Source organism: Erythrobacter colymbi, from assembly GCF_002155685.1.
Taxonomy (GTDB): domain Bacteria; phylum Pseudomonadota; class Alphaproteobacteria; order Sphingomonadales; family Sphingomonadaceae; genus Erythrobacter; species Erythrobacter colymbi.
This window is the reverse complement of the sequence record NZ_MUYK01000003.1, coordinates 347,600-364,060: the sequence shown is the minus strand read 5'-3', so window position 1 is coordinate 364,060 and position 16,461 is coordinate 347,600. Positions and strand designations below refer to the sequence as shown.

The window sequence follows — 16,461 nt, the reverse complement described above, 5'->3', positions numbered from 1 at the left end:
CAGGGCGTCCGAGACTGGCATCCGCAGCGCGCAGAGCATCACCGGACGCCAGAGACGGGAGCATAGGCGGCGCTGCAAGCCGCGTCACGTCCGCAAGGGCCGGGCGGCGGGGAGAGGGATGAACGCTACCATGACGCAAGCCGGCCACAAGCCTGCGCTCAACGCTGCGCAGATCTGGAACATGAGCTTCGGGTTCCTCGGAATCCAGATCGGGTTCGAGCTTCAGAACGGCAATGTCAGCCGCATTTTCCAGACACTCGGCGCCGATGTCGGCGAGCTTGCAATCCTGTGGATCGCCGCGCCCATGACCGGGCTGATCGTGCAGCCGATCATCGGGCACCTGTCGGACAAGACCTGGAGCGAGCGTTTCGGCCGCCGCCGTCCGTTCTTCCTGATCGGCGCGCTGCTGGCGAGCCTTGCGCTGTTCGTCATGCCCAATGCCCCGGCTCTGTGGATCGCGGCGGGCCTGCTGTGGGTGATGGACGCCTCGCTCAACATCACGATGGAGCCGTTCCGCGCCTTCGTCGGCGACAATCTGCCCGACCGGCAGCGGACGATGGGCTATGCGATGCAGAGCTTCTTCATTGGCACGGGCGCAGTGATCGCGGGCGCGCTGCCGTGGGTAATGACCAACTGGATGGGCCTCAGCAACGTCGCGCCCGAGGGGCAGATCCCCGAGACGGTGCACTGGTCGTTCTACATCGGCGGCGCGGCGCTGCTGGCGGCGGTGGCGTGGACGGTGTTCACGACGAAGGAGTATTCGCCGGAACAGCTCGCCAGTTTCGAGGCCGCGCGCGCCGATACACCGCGCGACACCGCTGGCGCGGCGGCCCGCACCGCGGCGCAGTTCACCCGTGGTGGAACGCTGTGGGTGATCGCGGGCGCGATCCTCGCCGCGCTGGTCGCCTTCGCCCGCAGCGAGAACGGGGCCGCGATGCTGGGCACGATCGAGATCGCCAAGGACATCTATGTCCTCGCCGCGCTGGTCGCAGGGTTCGGGGTCGTCCAGCTGGTCGCCGGCGCCCTGCGCGGACAGGGCCGCGAGGAGAGCGGCTTCATGGAGGTCGTCACCGATCTCTTCGCCATGCCCCGCACCATGCGTCAGCTGGCCGTGGTGCAGTTCTTCAGCTGGTTCGGCATGTTCGCGCTGTGGATCTACGGCACGCCGGGCGTCACCGAATACCACTTCGGCGCGACCGACACGGTGAGCGCGGCCTATCAGGACGGGGCCGACTGGTGGAGCCTGATGGGATCTGTGAGGAATGGCCTTGCCGCCGCCGCGGCGCTCGGCTTCGTGCTGGTGGCGGCGAAGATTGACCGCTGCCGGCTCCACGCCTTCAACCTGATCGCAGGCTCGGCCGGGTTTGCCGCCATGCTGCTGATCCGCGATCCGGCGCTGCTGTGGATCCCGCAGATCGGCATCGGCATCGCCTGGGCTTCGATCGTCTCGATGCCCTACGCGATCCTCGCGGGCTGCGTGCCGCAGGAAAAAATGGGCATTTACATGGGGGTGTTCAACATCTTCATCGTGGTGCCGCAGCTCCTCGCGGCGACGCTGCTCGGCTTTCTCGTCACCAATCTGTTCGGCGGCGAGGCGATTTACGCGATGGTGATCGCGGCGGTGAGTTTCGTGCTGGCGGCGGTCGCGACGCTGTTCGTGACCGACGGCGAGGGTGCGGGTGCAGGTGCGGCGCTGCAGGCGGAGCAGGCGTGATGCGGCTCGCTCTCGCGCTGCTGGCGGGCACGCTGCTGACGGCACCCGTGCTGGCCCAGGGGCCGGATTACACCCCGCGCGACGTGGTCGCGGTGAAGAACGCCGACTGGACGCGCGATGCGGTGCTCTACCAGCTCAACACCCGCCAGTTCACCCCTGAGGGCACCTTCGCCGCCGCGCAGAAGCAGCTGCCGCGCCTTGCCGCGATGGGGGTCGATATCATCTGGCTGATGCCCGTCCACCCGATCGGCGAGGCGAACCGCAAGGGCTCGCTCGGCAGCCCCTACGCCGTGCGCGACTACCGCGCGGTCAATCCGGAGCTGGGCACCGAGGCCGAATTCCGCGCTTTCGTGGACGAGGCTCACCGGCTCGGCCTCAAGGTGATCCTCGACTGGGTCGCCAACCATTCGGCCTACGACAACCCGCTGACGATCTCGCACCCCGAGTGGTACACCCGCACCCCCGAAGGTGCGATGATGAGCCCCGCGGGCACCGACTGGTCGGACGTCGCCGACTTCGACTACAGCCAGCCGGGCCTCAGGCAATACATGACCGAAAGCCTCGCGTACTGGGTGCGCGAATACGGCATCGACGGGTTCCGCTGCGATGTCGCGGGCTGGGTGCCGACCGATTTCTGGGAGACGGCGCGCGCGCAGCTCGATGCGATCAAGCCCGTCTTCATGCTCGCCGAATGGGAGCAGCGCGATCTCCACAACCACGCCTTCGATGCGACCTACGCGTGGAAGTGGAAAGAGGCGATGCAGAAGCTCGTCAAGAGCGGCGAGGGTGCCGGGCCGATCCGCGGTTATTACAACGAGCAGCAGGAAACCTGGCCGCACTCCGCGATGCGCATGGTCTATACCGAGAACCACGACCAGAATTCGTGGGACGGGGTGGCAGCCGAGATCTACGGGCCTGCCTACGAGGCGGCGATGGCGCTGTCCTTCACCGGATCGGGCTTGCCGCTGATCTACAACGGCCAGGAGGCGGACAACGACCGCCAGCTGAAATTCTTCGAGCGCGATCCGATCGTCTGGAAGGAGGGCCGCCACGCCGCGCTCCTCGCCAGGCTGATCGCCCTCAAGACCGCGAACCCTGCGCTCCACAACGGGCGCTTCGGGGCGGGAATGGTCGAGGTGCCGAGCAGCGAAGCCACCGACGTCTATGCCTTCACGCGGGGGGAGAAGGGCGCGCGGGTCTTCGCCGTCTTCAACCTCTCGCCGCGCCCGCACGCGGTGACCTTCCAGCACGCCCGACACCACGGCAGCTACACCGACGCGCTCACCGGAGCGCCCGCCAGCTTCACGGGGTCCGAGACCCTCGACCTGCCCGCATGGGGCTACCGCATCTACACCGAGACCAAGTGAGGCGCCGCCGAGGCGCGGGAGAGGACGCATGACGAAGCACTGGAAATCCCTCGTGGCACTGGCCGCGATTGCGTGGGCCGCCGCGCCCGCCGCCGCCGAGACCTTCACGCTCGCCTCGCCCGACGGCAAGATCACTGTCACCGTTGCCGACGACGGCGGCCGCGCGACCTATGCCGTCAGCTACAACGGCGAGCAGGTCATCGCGCCCTCGCTGCTCGGGATGCTGTTCGCCGAACACCACGGGTTCGAGCGCGGCATGGCGATCGCTGGATCGACCCGCGCCAGCAGCGACACGACCTGGGAGCAGCCCTGGGGCGAGCGCCGTCTGGTGCGCGACCAGCACAACGAGCTCGCCGTCACCTTCCGCACCGAAACCGATGGCCCCGCGCGCGACATCACCGTCCGCTTCCGCGCCTTCGATACCGGCATCGGCTTCCGCTACGAGCTGAAGCAGCAGCCCGCGCTGCAAGGCGACATCGCCATCGTCGAGGAGCTGACCCAGTTCGGCGTCGGGGACAAGACCACCATGTGGTACACCCCCTCGGACGAGTTCAACCGCAACGAGTATATCTACCGCGTCGCGCCCGCCGGGCAGGTCGACGATGCGCACACGCCCTCGACCTTCCGCACCCCCAATGGCACCTACATGGCGATCCACGAGGCGGCGCTGGTCAATTACTCCTCGATGTCGCTCGACCAGCTGCGTCCGGGCAATTTCCAAGCGAACCTCAGGAACTGGTCGGGCGGGCCCAAGGTCCGCACCAAGGCCCCGTTCAACTCCCCCTGGCGCACGATCCAGATCGCCGACAAGGCGGTGGGGCTCATCAATTCCGACATCGTCCTCAACCTCAACGAGCCCAACAAGCTCGGCGATGTCTCCTATGCCAAGCCCGGCAAGTACATCGGCATCTGGTGGGCGATGCACATCAATGACCGCACATGGGCGAGCAACAAGTACCACGGCGCCACCACCGCCGAGACCAAGCGCTATATCGACTTCGCTGCCAAGCACGGCTTCTCCGGCGTCCTCGTCGAAGGCTGGAACAAGGGCTGGGACGGCGACTGGTTCAACAACGGCGATGTCTTCAGCTTCACCGAGGCCTATCCCGATTACGACATCGACGGCCTCAGCAAATATGCCGCCTCCAAGGGTGTCCAGCTGATCGTTCACCACGAGACGTCCGCCAACCTCACCAATTACGAGAACCAGCTCGAAGCCGGGCTCGATCTCGTCAAGAAAATCGGCTCGCACTATGTGAAGACCGGCTACGTCTCCGACGCGGGCGATGCCGTGTGGGTGGATAGCAAGGGCATCCGCCACTACGAATATTACGACAGCCAGCGGATGATCGACCACCACCTCAAGGTGATCAAGGCCGCCGCCGAGCGCCAGATCGCCATGGACACGCACGAGCCGGTCAAGGACACGGGCCTGCGCCGCACCTACCCCAACTGGATGAGCCGCGAAGGCGCGCGGGGGATGGAGTTCAACGCCTGGGGCACGCCGCCCAACCCGCCGTCGCATGAAGCGATGCTGTCCTTCACCGCGCTGCTGGCGGGGCCTTTCGACTATACCCCGGGCATCTTCGACCTCAGGCCCAACGAGCGCCCGCCGGTCCGCCCCGACATGCCGCGCGGCGACCCGAAGAACCGCCCGCAGACCACGCTGGCGAAGCAGCTTGCGACCTATGTGACGATCTACTCGCCGCTCCAGATGGCCGCGGACCTCCCCGAGAATTACGAGAAGCGCCTCGACGCCTTCCAGTTCATCAAGGACGTGGAGGCCGACTGGGAGCAGTCGATCGCATTGGACGGCGACGTCGGCCAGTGGATCGCGATGGCGCGGCAGGGGAGGAAGTCCAAGGAATGGTTCCTCGGCGCGCTGACCGACGAGAATCCGCGCGACGTGTCGCTGGCGCTGTCGTTCCTCGAACCCGGCAAGAAATACCGCGCCCAGATCTACCGCGACGGGCCGCACGCGCATTGGGACTACAATCCCTATGACATCGTTATCGAGGAGAAGGTGGTCACCGGCGGCGATACCTTTGCGGTCCACCTCGCCGCCTCGGGCGGAGTCGCGGTGCGCTTCATTCCGGTGAAGTAAGGGCAGTCAGGCGGACAAAGCGGACACCGTGTCCGCTTTGTCTCGCTCCTTCTTATAAATATATTTCAGTATGTTACGCATCTTCTACCAAGGCGGACGGACACGGGGGCGCGGGCGCAAAACGCGCCTCTGGTGGCAAACGGCCTCGCAGGCCGGGCGCAACGATGGGAAAGAGCCGGACGGATCGTAGCGGCTGGCGGGCGAGTAGGAAAACGGCGGCCACCGACGGACGATTGGGCACAGGCTCCGTCCGCCCCTGACCCACGGCGCCGCGACCGCGGACGGATTCGCGCTTGACGATGGCGGCATAGGGGCAGAGGTTGCTTGCATTCCTCGTTGGCCGGCGCGGGATCGTGCGACCGGCCGTCGGGGAACAGATATGGGCGGATGGGGATCGTCTGCCGGACCGCTTGGCGTGGCACAGCTGCGCCTCGATTGCCGCCTGTCCTCGTCTCCTGAAGGGGAGAGAGATATGCTGGTTGAGGACACGCAAGAGGCGGAAAGCCCGGCGGATTGGGTCGCCTGCCTTACCTATCAGAGCATCGCCACAGCCACACCGCGCGCGAGCGACATCGAGGTGCTCGTCGGCAGGGCGCGGGCGCGCAACCGCAGCCTCGATGTGACCGGGATGCTGCTGTTCGAGGAGGGCCGCTTTCTCCAGACGATCGAAGGCCCGCCGGCAGCCGTCGCCGCGCTGTGGTCGTCGATCGCGCGGGACGAGCGGCACGACCATATCGAGGTGCTCAGCGAGCACATGGCCGCCTCCCGCCTGTTTTCGGACTGGGACCTGCTGGTCGATGGCCGCTTCGCTCCGTCGGACGACCGCCCTGCCAAAACCGCCATCAGCCCGCCCGCAGTGGCTGCGCACGTGGCGCGTCTGGTCGGACTGGCGCTCAATGCCGATGATCTGGCGCTCAACACGATGATGGCGGGCTTTGCCGAGCAGGGCTGGACGAGCGATGCGATGCTGTCCCTGCTGATCGAACCGGCCGCGCGCGCGCTGGGGGATGCCTGGCTGGACGATCAATGCAGCGAGCTCGATCTGACCATCGGCCTCAGCATGTTGCAGCTGGCGGGCCATGCGGTGCGCTACATCCCCTCGGCCCAGTCGATCCGCAACAGCCGCTATCATGTGCTGCTGGCGACGGCGCCGGGGGAGAAGCATATGCTCGGCACCTCGCTGCTCGCCGACCAGTTCCTTGCCGCCGGCTGGCAGGTCGAGATGGCCTTCCCCGAGAGCGAGGAGGCGCTCACCAACCAGATGAACGCGCGGCACCCCGATGCGGTCGATATCGGCCTGTCGGATGCCATGCCGCGCCAGCACGCGCTCGACCAGTTGCGCAGCACCATCGAGCACAGCCGCCAGATCGTGTCCGAATATCCCACGGTCGTCTCGGTCGGCGGGCGGTTGTTCGCCGAAGCGGCGGCAACCGCGCGCTCGGTGGGGGCGGATCACGCGCGCAAGGGGCTCGCCGGAACCAGCGTGCGCCTTGCTGAACTGGTGCGCCAAAGCCGTGCGGGAACGGGCGCCCGGCCGAATTGACTTGTAATTTTGGAATAATGCGCTAAATAAAAATTGCTTCACGTCGCTTGCGACGGAATTTGATCGGCGCCCCGGGCGTGTTTGAGCCTAGCGCTGTCGCCGGGCACTCAGAATACCGCCGCGGCGGCCACATTTTCCTTTTCATGCAGCATAGCCACGCAGCGGGATTGGCCCGACTGCGCTTCATTCCTATTTTGCAGAGACTTCATGAATTTCATTACGACCGGCGCAATCTTCGAACGCGCCAAGGCGATCCGCGCAGCACTGCCGCAGCATCGCCACCCGAATGTGCCGCAAGAGCCCTATGCCTTCCTTTCCGCCCGCGATCTGCGCGGGCTCGTGGCCGCGATGGTCGATTGATGCGCCGCGGACACGAAAGCCCGGGGGCCGCGTCCCCACCCAGGAGACCGGACATGGATATCAACCACGAATACGCCGCCCACCAGTCGGCCCTGATGCGCGCGGATGGCGCGGCGTCTGCCGAACAGCGCCAGCGCCAGTTTGCCGCCGCCTCGCGCATCGCGGCCCGCATCAGCGCCTTCCAGCACGATCTGGGCGCTGCCGCGTCCTGCGCATGGAGTGCGGCCCACCTCGCTGCGGCGAGGCAGAGCGGCGCGCCGATCATTTGACCCACATGCGCCGCGCTGCATCGCGTGCAGCCCGGCAGGAGATTTCGCGATGAACGGATATAATGCACCCAGTTTCCAGCAGCGGGCCGCGGCCTCGTCGCTGGCCAAGCAAAGGGCGCTGGCAGCCATGAAGGCAGCGCCGCAGCTTAGTGCCGACGAACTGGCCGAGCGCGCGGCCCGCAGCGCGGCGCGCGATGCGCGGGCCGACGCCAAGGCCGCAGCGGCGCGCGAGGCCCGCGAGAGCAAGCAGCGCGTGGCCGAGGAGCAGCGCGCGGCTGCCAGGATGGCGAAGGCGGAGGCCGATAAGCCCCGGAAGACCGACGCCGAACTGAAAGCGGCCCGCGACGCGCGCTACGCTGCCCGCAAGAACCGAAAGTAGGCGAAGCGCCCCGGCTGCCAATAGCCCCGGGGCCGCCCCCAACACAAAGAGGGCGGCCGCCACCCCCATGGCGACCGCCCTCACTCCCGTCCAAGGGAGAGCCGGTATTCTCGTCAGTCGGTAGGGATCAGGCGGCCTTTTCCATCCGCGCCAGTTCGCAATGCGACCAGATCTCGGACAGCGCCTTGATCAGCCGGTCGATGTCGCCATCGGAATGCACCGGCGAGGGCGTGACGCGCAGCCGCTCGGTGCCGACGGGGACGGTCGGGTAGTTGATCGGCTGCACATAGATGCCGTGGTTGTCCATCAGCCAGTCGCTGATCATCTTGCACTTCTTGGCGTCCCCAACCATCACCGGGATGATGTGGCTCGGGTTGTCGAGGTGCGGGATGCCCATGATGTCGAGCGCACGGCGCACCTGCGCGACGCGCTTCTGCTGAAGCTCGCGCTCGGCGCTGCTTACCTTGAGATGGCGGATGCTCGCCGCCGCGCCCGCTGCGATGGCAGGGGGCAGGGCGGTCGAGAAGATGAAGCCGCTCGCGAAGCTCCTCACGAAATCGACGAGGTTGGCGCTCGCCGCGATATAGCCGCCCATCACGCCGTAAGCCTTGCCGAGCGTGCCTTCGATGACCGTGATGCGGTCCATCAGCCCTTCGCGTTCGGCCACCCCGCCGCCGCGCGGGCCGTAGAGGCCGACGGCGTGGACTTCGTCGATATAGCTCATCGCGCCGTGCTTCTCGCACACGTCGAGGATGTCGGCGATGGGGGCGATGTCGCCGTCCATCGAATAGACGCTCTCGAAGGCAACCAGCTTGGGCACTTCGGGGCCGTAGAGCGAGAGCAGCTCGTCCAGGTGCTCCGCGTCATTGTGACGGAACACCTTGTAGGGCGCGCGGCTGTGACGGATGCCTTCGATCATCGAGGCGTGATTGAGCGCGTCCGAGAACACGACGCAGCCCGGGATCTTGCTCGCCAGCGTGCCGAGGCCCGCCCAGTTCGAGACATATCCGCTGGTGAACAGCAGCGCGGCCTCCTTGCCGTGGAGGTCGGCGAGTTCGGCTTCCAGCTCCACATGGTAGTGGTTGGTGCCCGAGATGTTGCGCGTGCCGCCCGCGCCAGCGCCGCATTCGTCGAGGCAGGTGTGCATCGCTTCGAGCACTGCGGGGTGCTGGCCCATGCCGAGATAGTCGTTCGAGCACCACACCGTCACCGCCTGGGTCTCGTCGGCGACGAAGCGGGTGGCGTGGGGGAAGCGGCCGCGGTGGCGCTTGATGTCGGTGAACACCCGGTAGCGGCCGTCGGCGCGCACCGCATCGAGTTCGCCGGCGAAAAAGGCTTCGAAGTCCATGGGGGTTCCCTCTGTCGTCATTATCTTGCTTTCAGTCTCGTTTGGTCGGCGCCGCCGCGCGGCGCTGCGGATAGGCCCAGCCCCACAGCATTCCGTCACGGAAGGGGAGGGCCAGAAACAGGTGTTCGAGCACGCCCAGCAGGGCGAGCGTCGTCAGCAGGCTCGCGCCCACCATCTGCGCGCTGCCCACCGGGGCGGCGAGCGCGAGGCTGGCGAACCATGCGGTCGCAGCGGCGATGGCGGTGACCGAGGCGACCAGCAGCGCGGTCATCCGGCTCGGGCCGAAATAGGTCTTCAGATAGGCGAGCTGGTCGGGCAGCATTTCCGAGCTCGAATTGGGCACGCCCACGAAGAGGTTGACCTTCGAGACCAGCCGCATCGCAAACATCAGCACGAACACGGTCGCGCCGATCTGGTTGGGGGCGTTCCACGAGAGCGAGATCAGCAGCAGCGCGGTGATCGCGAGCGCGACCTCGTGGTGCATCACGGTCGCGGCGGCCTGGCGGAAGCGGGCGACGCCGGTGAGCGAAGGGTCGCTCGGCCCCCGGCGCGGCCCGGCCGAGGCGCCGGTGAGGAACGACAGCTCGTGCCAGCCCCACACCATCAGCGCGCCGATGAAGGACAGGTACACCGCCCAGACCTGCGTCGAGAGCGAGGAGACGAGGATCACCAGCAGCCCGGCAATCCCCGCCACGCTGCCTACAGCCAAGCTGCGCGAGAAGGTGGCGCGCTCGCGGTTGTCCGCCCAGGCAATCAGCCCGGTCGCGACGAACCAGATCGCCACCGTCACGATGAACGGCACAATATGGCCGCTCCAGCTTACCACGCCGGTTGCAGACGGATCGAGCGCGGCAGGGCGTTGGTCTTGGGCCGCTGGAGATACATGCGGGCAAAGGCGAGGCCGGCACCGGCCATGCCCGACGCGCGGCTCAGCAGGCCGCCGATGCCGCCACGGGCCTTGCCTTCCTCGATGCGTTCGGCCGCAAGGCGCAGCTTTTCCATCTGGCGGCGGAAGGCGGGGCTGTCGATGTCGAGTTCGACCGGGAAGACCTGGCGGGCGATCTGGTTGCAGATCGCGAAGACCTTGTAGTCATATTCGGTCGGATCGACGCCGAGCGCCGCGTGGAACACCGGACGATTGTGATCGCGCACATACATCGTCGCGTAGACCGACAGCAGGAAGAAGCGCACCCACAGCTTGTTGGCGCCCTCGAGCAGTTTGGGGTCCGCGCGCAGCAACATGGCGAAAGCCTCGCCGTGGCGGAACTCGTCGTTGCACCATTCCTCGAACCAGTCGAAGATCGGGTGGAACTTGTGCTGCGGGTTCCGCGCCAGATGGCGGAAGATCGTGATGTAGCGCGCGTAGCCGATCTTCTCCGACAGATAGACCGCGTAGAAGATGAACTTCGGCTTGAAGTACGTGTATTTCTTGGTCTTCGTCAGATAGCCGAGGTCGACGCCGATGCCGGCATCCTTGAGGCTTTCGTTGATGAAACCGGCATGGCGGCTCTCGTCGCGTGCGAGCAGGCGGAAGAGCTGCTTCACGTCCGGGTTCTTGGTGCGCCGCGCGATTTCGGCATAGAGCACGCATCCCGAAAACTCGCTGGTCATCGAGCTGACGAGGAAATCGGTGAACTCCTGCCGCAGCGAGGGCTCCAGCCCCTCGATCACGCCCTTGAAGGCATCGGTGTGCTTGAAGTGGAGCTTGTTGGGGTCGCCCACCATGTCCGCGATCAGCTGGTCCCATTCGCCGCGCACGGGCGAGACGTCGATCGCGTCCAGCGCGTCGAAATCGGTGGTGTAGAACCGCGGGGTCAGCATCGTGTCCTGCGTCGCCAGCGCCATCGCCTCTTCGCTGGTCATCGGCTTGTAGGCGTTCATTTGATCCTCCCGGCGTTGAAGCTGACTTCGTAGAGTTCGGCCAGATCGAAATAGGCGGCGGCCTTGGTCAGGGCGCGCATCAGCGGGCTGGCGCGGGTCACCGTGGCGCGGCGTTCGAACACCTGGCGGGTGCCGAACGGGATCTGGATCGGCGCGCCGTGGACGCGCACCTTGTCGCCCGGCTCGATCGCGATGGTATCGGCGAGCTCGACATGGGCATGGAAATGTTCCGAGCTCTGCTCGACGGTGATCGTGCAGGGGGTCTCGAAGGACTGCTTGGCAAGGAAGGCGAGGGCCATCAGCGCACCTCGCCCTTGCCGGGCAGCAGGTTGGCATAGACCGCGCGGTTGTCCGGCCCGAAGGAGCTGACCTCGAGCGAGCGTCCGGTGACCGGATCGGCCAGCGTCAGCCCGCCATTGTCCCACTGGGTGAGGGTGAAGGGCACCTCGGCGCCGATGTTACGGATGCGGCGCTGGTGGACGAGGCTGCGTACGGTCGCGCGGATGAAGCCGCCTTCGCCCGGGCCGAAACGGGCGAGCACTTCGGCGCTGGCGCCGTCCTCGACCCGCACTGTGCCGTCGGCCTCGTCAAAGAAGCGCAGGGTGCGCGCCTCGGCAGCCTTGACCCCGGCGGCGGCGCGCGCCTCGGCGGGCACGGCTTCACGCGGGAGCAGGCCGAAAGTGACCGAAGCGGTCAGCACCAGCGAGGCGGCGATGATCCCACCCATCAGCATCAGCGGCGCCTTGTGGACGGTGACTTCGTCCTTCTCGTACTCGCGAACGATCATGCGGGCGCTCCTTCAAGGCCGGGTTCGCCGCGGTGGATCGCCGGAGCGAGACGACCGGGGGCAGGGGCCGCTGCGGCCTGTCCTGCGGTCTGCCCGCTTGCCGGGGCGGCTTCCTTGATCTCGCTCAAATTGCGCTCGATCGCGCCGAAGCGCGCGCGCTGTTCGGCGATCATCTGCGCGAGGGCAGCGGCATCGGGCACCGCGCGCAGCATCGGCTGGGGCATGGCATAGTGCCACGGGCGCACATGCGGCCACAGCAGCAGCGTGCCGAGCAGGCGTTCACCGGCCAGTTCGAAGGCGATGTCGCCGTGTCCGTCCTTGCTGAGCACCGCGAGATGCGCGGCGTTGATCTGCTTCAGCGGGATGTTGACCCGCGTCTCGATCGCGATGCCGATGCGCATGATCAGGCGGGTGTCGGTCAGGATGTAGAGCGTGCTGCGCGCGCTTGCCCAGGCGAGGACATAGAGGATCGCGGCCAGCGCCGTGCCGAGGATACCGGCGACGATCGCAGCGTCGGGCTTGCCCAGCACCAGCGCGATCACCACGAGGGCGGCCATGTAGAGCCCCGCCATGCGGGCGTGGAAGGCGGTGCGCGCCAGCAGGTCGAGCTGCGGTCGGCCCTTCCACAGCACGCGCTCGTCGGCGGCGGGCGTGCCCATCTTGTCACCGAAGGCCTTGGGGCCATCGTTCTCGAGTGCGGCGTGATCCAGCCCGGCGGGCAGCGGCGTTGCCGCCGCTGCCCCCGTTCCCGTCACGTCCGCGAGGCTGTTCAGAGCCATGCTTCCGACCTTTCAGGGGTTGCATACATGTAGCCCCCGCCGAAGTAGGCCTGGATGCGGTCTTCCTCGTAGCGGGTGATGATCCCGGCGGTTTCCAGCGCAGGGACGTTCTCGAACTGGGCTGCGGTGATCGCGTCGATCTCGACGAATTCGGGCTCGTCGAGGATGACCGGCAGCACCTTGTTGAGCAGGCTGTTGCCGTGCACCACCGCGACCATCATCGGGGCGAGCACCTTCTTGCCGCTGGTGGTCTCGACTTCGAGATAGCGGATGATGTGTTCGGCCTGGTCGACCCAGATGTCGCTGACCTTGCCGACCGTGACGCCATCGGCGGCGACGACGTTCCAGCCGACGAGCTGCGGATCGTTGGGCGCGATGATCAGTTCGTGGCTCTGCGCGATCGGCACGATGCGCGGGCGGCCGTCGAAGGTCAGATCGGGATACTTCGAGCGGTTGGCCCATGCGGCCGGGCCCATGCCGTCGGCCATGGCATCGCCGGTCGGCACGAAGGGCGCTCCGGCAGCGCGGAAGGCCTGGACCGCGGGGACGTTGATATCGTCACGCGCGACGTCCTCGGGCACATAGGTGCCGCGGCCGTTGGGCAGCTGGAAGGTCTTCTTGTCGCCATCGAACAGGCTCCCGGGGTGGATCTTGCCGGTGTCCTCATCCTCGAGCGGATAGCCTTCGCGGCGGCTTTCCTTGTTGAGGTAGAAGACCAGGGCCACGAAGAACCCGAAGAACAGCAGGAAAGCGAGTTCGGCAGCATCGAATGAGCCGACGATATAGGCAGCGTTCATTACACATTCCTCTCATGGAACAATCCGGCTGAGGCGGAGCCGGGGAAGGGACGGGACAGGCGGGCACGGGTAATCATGTCGGAAACTCGGCAAGGCCGAAGGGGCGGGCGCCGGGCGCGTCCTCGTCCTCCGGGGTATCGTGGCGCTGGTAGCCGACCAGCGGACCGATGGCGGCAAGGCCGATCAGCAGCAGGGCGATCTCGAGAATGTAGACCGAGGCATAGCCGGTCGCGCGCATGGCCATGCTGGCTTCGGGGTGGCCGCTGCCGAGCACCGCCGCGATCCCGTCGCGCAGCAGGCCGCCCAGCGCGATGCCAAGCCCGGCGCAGGTCGCCTGCACCGCGCCCCATGCGCCCAGCGCGAGGCCCGCGCTGTCGCCGCGGGCGAGTTTCATCGCCTCCATCAGCGTGCCGACCGAAAACAGCCCGAGCCCGAAGCCGATGCCGAGCGCGCCGGCATAGAGCATCAGCGGCGCTTCGAAGGGTCCGGCGAAGAGCACCAGCAGGAAGGCGTTGATCCCGAACACGAGGCCCGCACCCGCCAGCCGCAGCGGGTCCCATCCGCGCGCCAGTGCCCGCCCGGCAAGCGTGAAGCCGCACAGCGAACCGAGCGCCCAGGCGCCGGTCAGTCCGGTGGTCGCCCCGACCGAAAGCCGCAGGATTTCCCCGCCATAGGGCTCGAGCAGCGCGTCCTGCATGGCAAAGCCCGCCGCCCCGATCCCGATCGCGGTCAGCATCCGCGCGTTGCGGCCGTTCTTCACGAAGCTCTGCCACAACTGCGAGAAGGTCGGCGCATCGGGCTCCGGGCCCTTGGTGAGGACCGGGTTGCGCGCTTCCTGCTTCCAGATCGCGGTGACGTTGAGGATCACCGTCAGCACGCCGCAGCCCTGGATCACCTGCACCAGCTTGGTGGGCGAGAAATCGGCGAGGATCCCGCCGATCACGAAGGCGGCGAACATCATTCCGATCAGCAGGGTGACATAGTGGAGCGCGATGGCGCGCGGGCGCTTGTCGACCGGCGCAAGGTCGGTGACCAGCGCGAGGCCCGCGGTTTGCGTCACATGGAAGCCCGTGCCCGTCAGCAGGAAGGCGACCGCCGCCGCCACCAGCCCGAGCTCGAAGCGGCCCTGAACATCGAGCAGAAGCAGCGCGAAGGGCATGATCGCGAGGCCGCCGAACTGCATCATCGTGTCGAACCAGATATAAGGCACCCGCCGCCAGCCGAGGACCGAGCGGTGGGTATCGGACTTGTGGCCCACCAGCGCGCGGAAGGGCGCGGCGAGCAGCGGCACCGCAATCAGCAGCGCGACCAGCCATGTCGGCGTGCCGAGCTCGACCACCATCACACGGTTGAGGGTGCCGTTTAGCAGCACCGTCGCCATGCCGACGCTCACCTGGAACAGCGACAGCCGCAGCAGGCGCGGCAGGGGCAGATCGTCGCTCGCCGCATCCGCAAACGGGAGCAGCCGGAAAACCAGCTCGGTCCAGTGCGGAGGCTTGAGGCGAGCGGGCGCGTTCATCCGTGCCTCACCAGTTCGAGTGCCTGCGAGGTGTAGAACCCGGAAGAGATGCGCTGCGTGCGGCCGATGCTCCAGCCCTGAAGCCGCGCAAGGCGCTCGCGCAGCTCGCCTTCGGCGACCGGCACGATGGCGGGCGAGCGGTCGGATTTGGGGAAGACTTTGCCCACGGTGTGCATCGCCGCCAGCAGCGTGGTGCGCGGGGCGAAGGTGAAGAGGATCGAACCGGTGGTGCGCTGCGGCAGCTTGGCAAGCGCGGCGACCAGATCCTCGGGTTCGTAGTGGATCAGCGAATCCATCGCCACGACATGGGCGAAGGTGCCCAGCTGCGGATCGAGCATGTCGCCGCTCTTCCGGTGGATGCGCCCGTGGCCGATGAAGGAGGGCGTACGTTCCCGCGCGACCTCGACGAGGCCCGCGGCCACGTCGATCCCGGTCACTTCCGCGCCCCGGCAGGCGGCCGCCACCGCCAGCGATCCGGTGCCGCAGCCGGCATCGAGGATCTGGGTACGCCTGAGGTCGGTCGGCAGCCAGTCAAGCAGGGTCGCGCGCATCGCATCGCGCCCAGCGCGCACCGTGGCGCGAATGCCGGAGACCTTGGTATCGGACGTCAGGTCGATCCACGCCTGGCGCGCGGTGCTGTCGAAATAGGTCGCCAGCGCCTCGCGGCGGTCGTCATATTCGGTCGGGTTGCGGCTCGCCATCACTCGAACCCCAGGAAGTCGAAGATGTCGCGATCCTTCATCGGCTGCGCGTTCGAGGGATCGACCCCCGCCCACAGCATCGCGGCAAGGCGCAGATACTCGTCCTGCGCGGCGACCACTTCGGGATCGTCGCCCATCTCGAACAGGGTGCACTTCTTGAGGCGCGAGCGGCGGATCGCGTCGACATCCTTGAAATGGGCGAGGCGCTGCATCCCGATCTTGTCGCAGAAGCGGTCGATCTCGTCGGTCTCGCGGCTGCGGTTGGCGACCACGCCGGCAAGGCGCACGTCGTAGTTCTTGGACTTGGCCCCGATCGCCGCGACGATGCGGTTCATGGCGAAGATCGAGTCGAAATCGTTCGCCGCCACCACCAGCGCGCGCTCGGCATGTTGCAGGGGCGCGGCAAACCCGCCGCACACTACATCGCCCAGCACGTCGAAGATCACGACGTCGGTTTCTTCCAGAAGATGGTGCTGTTTCAGCAGCTTGACCGTCTGCCCGACAACATAGCCGCCGCAGCCGGTGCCCGCCGGAGGCCCGCCCGCCTCGACGCACATCACGCCGTTATAGCCTTCGAACATGTAGTCTTCGGGCCGCAGCTCTTCCGAATGAAACTCGACCGTCTCGAGCACGTCGATCACCGTCGGCATCAGCTTCTTGGTGAGCGTGAAGGTGCTGTCATGCTTGGGGTCGCAGCCGATCTGGAGCACGCGGTGGCCGAGCTTCGAGAAGGCGGCCGACAGGTTCGACGAGGTGGTCGACTTGCCGATCCCGCCCTTGCCATAGACGGCGAAGACCTTGGCGCCCTTGATCTTGTCGGCCGGATCGAGAGCGACCTGCACCGAGCCCTCGCCATCGGGGGGCGTGAAGCTGGAGCGGGGGTTGTGCAGGTTCATTTCGGTCTATCCCTTGG

17 protein-coding genes are annotated in these 16,461 nt (G+C 66.9%); 7 read left to right on the top strand and 10 right to left on the bottom strand.

Translation table 11 applies throughout. The features are described from left to right. Positions 1-118: 118 nt before the first annotated feature. From BZF57_RS08435 to BZF57_RS08410, 7 genes are all read left to right on the top strand, one after another. A complete protein-coding gene (locus BZF57_RS08435; protein WP_240505903.1) occupies positions 119-1,714 on the top strand; it encodes an MFS transporter in 1,596 nt (531 codons plus the stop codon). Further along, positions 1,714-3,081, top strand: coding sequence for an alpha-amylase family glycosyl hydrolase (locus tag BZF57_RS08430; protein WP_086736701.1), 1,368 nt, complete (start codon positions 1,714-1,716; stop codon positions 3,079-3,081). The genes BZF57_RS08435 and BZF57_RS08430 overlap by 1 nt, the downstream gene beginning before the upstream one ends. A gap of 28 nt (positions 3,082-3,109) precedes the next feature. Next, positions 3,110-5,185 (top strand): glycoside hydrolase family 97 protein, encoded by a 2,076-nt coding sequence (locus tag BZF57_RS08425; protein ID WP_086736698.1) that lies wholly within the window; start codon positions 3,110-3,112, stop codon positions 5,183-5,185. Positions 5,186-5,657: 472 nt separating this feature from the next. Beyond that, positions 5,658-6,728, top strand: coding sequence for a BLUF domain-containing protein (locus BZF57_RS08420; RefSeq protein ID WP_162290966.1), 1,071 nt, complete (start codon positions 5,658-5,660; stop codon positions 6,726-6,728). A gap of 207 nt (positions 6,729-6,935) precedes the next feature. Further along, positions 6,936-7,088 carry a hypothetical protein gene (locus tag BZF57_RS21090; RefSeq protein ID WP_156076243.1) on the top strand — a complete coding sequence of 51 codons (153 nt, stop codon included), beginning with the start codon at positions 6,936-6,938 and terminating at the stop codon, positions 7,086-7,088. A gap of 53 nt (positions 7,089-7,141) precedes the next feature. After that, positions 7,142-7,357, top strand: a complete 216-nt coding sequence (locus BZF57_RS08415) for a hypothetical protein (protein ID WP_086736694.1) — start codon at positions 7,142-7,144, stop codon at positions 7,355-7,357. Between the two features lie 49 nt (positions 7,358-7,406). Beyond that, the gene (locus BZF57_RS08410) at positions 7,407-7,736 is read left to right on the top strand and encodes a DUF6481 family protein (protein WP_086736692.1); all 330 of its coding nucleotides are present in this window, start codon (positions 7,407-7,409) and stop codon (positions 7,734-7,736) included. A 127-nt stretch (positions 7,737-7,863) separates the two neighbouring features. Here BZF57_RS08410 and hemA read toward each other — a convergent pair whose 3' ends face one another. The 10 genes from hemA to bchL form a co-directional block, all read right to left on the bottom strand. Further along, a complete protein-coding gene (hemA, locus tag BZF57_RS08405) occupies positions 7,864-9,084 on the bottom strand; it encodes a 5-aminolevulinate synthase (RefSeq protein ID WP_086736690.1) in 1,221 nt (406 codons plus the stop codon). A gap of 31 nt (positions 9,085-9,115) precedes the next feature. Then, complete coding sequence (gene puhE / locus BZF57_RS08400; RefSeq protein ID WP_240505902.1) at positions 9,116-9,886, bottom strand: putative photosynthetic complex assembly protein PuhE; 771 nt, start codon at positions 9,884-9,886, stop codon at positions 9,116-9,118. A 17-nt stretch (positions 9,887-9,903) separates the two neighbouring features. Then, positions 9,904-10,965, bottom strand: coding sequence for a magnesium-protoporphyrin IX monomethyl ester (oxidative) cyclase (gene acsF, locus BZF57_RS08395; RefSeq protein WP_086736686.1), 1,062 nt, complete (start codon positions 10,963-10,965; stop codon positions 9,904-9,906). Then, positions 10,962-11,264: a hypothetical protein gene (locus tag BZF57_RS08390; protein WP_086736684.1), complete on the bottom strand. Its 303-nt coding sequence runs from the start codon at positions 11,262-11,264 to the stop codon at positions 10,962-10,964. The genes acsF and BZF57_RS08390 overlap by 4 nt, the downstream gene beginning before the upstream one ends. Next, positions 11,264-11,752 carry a photosynthetic complex assembly protein PuhC gene (gene puhC / locus BZF57_RS08385; RefSeq protein WP_086736682.1) on the bottom strand — a complete coding sequence of 163 codons (489 nt, stop codon included), beginning with the start codon at positions 11,750-11,752 and terminating at the stop codon, positions 11,264-11,266. Before puhC ends, BZF57_RS08390 begins: the two co-directional genes overlap by 1 nt. Beyond that, entirely contained in the window at positions 11,749-12,531 is a 783-nt protein-coding gene (puhB, locus tag BZF57_RS08380) for a photosynthetic complex putative assembly protein PuhB (RefSeq protein ID WP_086736680.1), read from the bottom strand. Before puhB ends, puhC begins: the two co-directional genes overlap by 4 nt. After that, on the bottom strand, positions 12,522-13,328 hold the full coding sequence (gene puhA, locus BZF57_RS08375) for a photosynthetic reaction center subunit H (protein ID WP_086736678.1): 807 nt from the start codon (positions 13,326-13,328) through the stop codon (positions 12,522-12,524). The genes puhB and puhA overlap by 10 nt, the downstream gene beginning before the upstream one ends. Before the next feature lie 73 nt (positions 13,329-13,401). Then, positions 13,402-14,847, bottom strand: coding sequence for a BCD family MFS transporter (locus BZF57_RS08370; RefSeq protein ID WP_086736676.1), 1,446 nt, complete (start codon positions 14,845-14,847; stop codon positions 13,402-13,404). Next, positions 14,844-15,548: a magnesium protoporphyrin IX methyltransferase gene (gene bchM / locus BZF57_RS08365; RefSeq protein WP_086736674.1), complete on the bottom strand. Its 705-nt coding sequence runs from the start codon at positions 15,546-15,548 to the stop codon at positions 14,844-14,846. Before bchM ends, BZF57_RS08370 begins: the two co-directional genes overlap by 4 nt. Continuing rightward, positions 15,548-16,444, bottom strand: a complete 897-nt coding sequence (bchL, locus tag BZF57_RS08360) for a ferredoxin:protochlorophyllide reductase (ATP-dependent) iron-sulfur ATP-binding protein (protein ID WP_086736672.1) — start codon at positions 16,442-16,444, stop codon at positions 15,548-15,550. The genes bchM and bchL overlap by 1 nt, the downstream gene beginning before the upstream one ends. Positions 16,445-16,461: the final 17 nt, after the last annotated feature.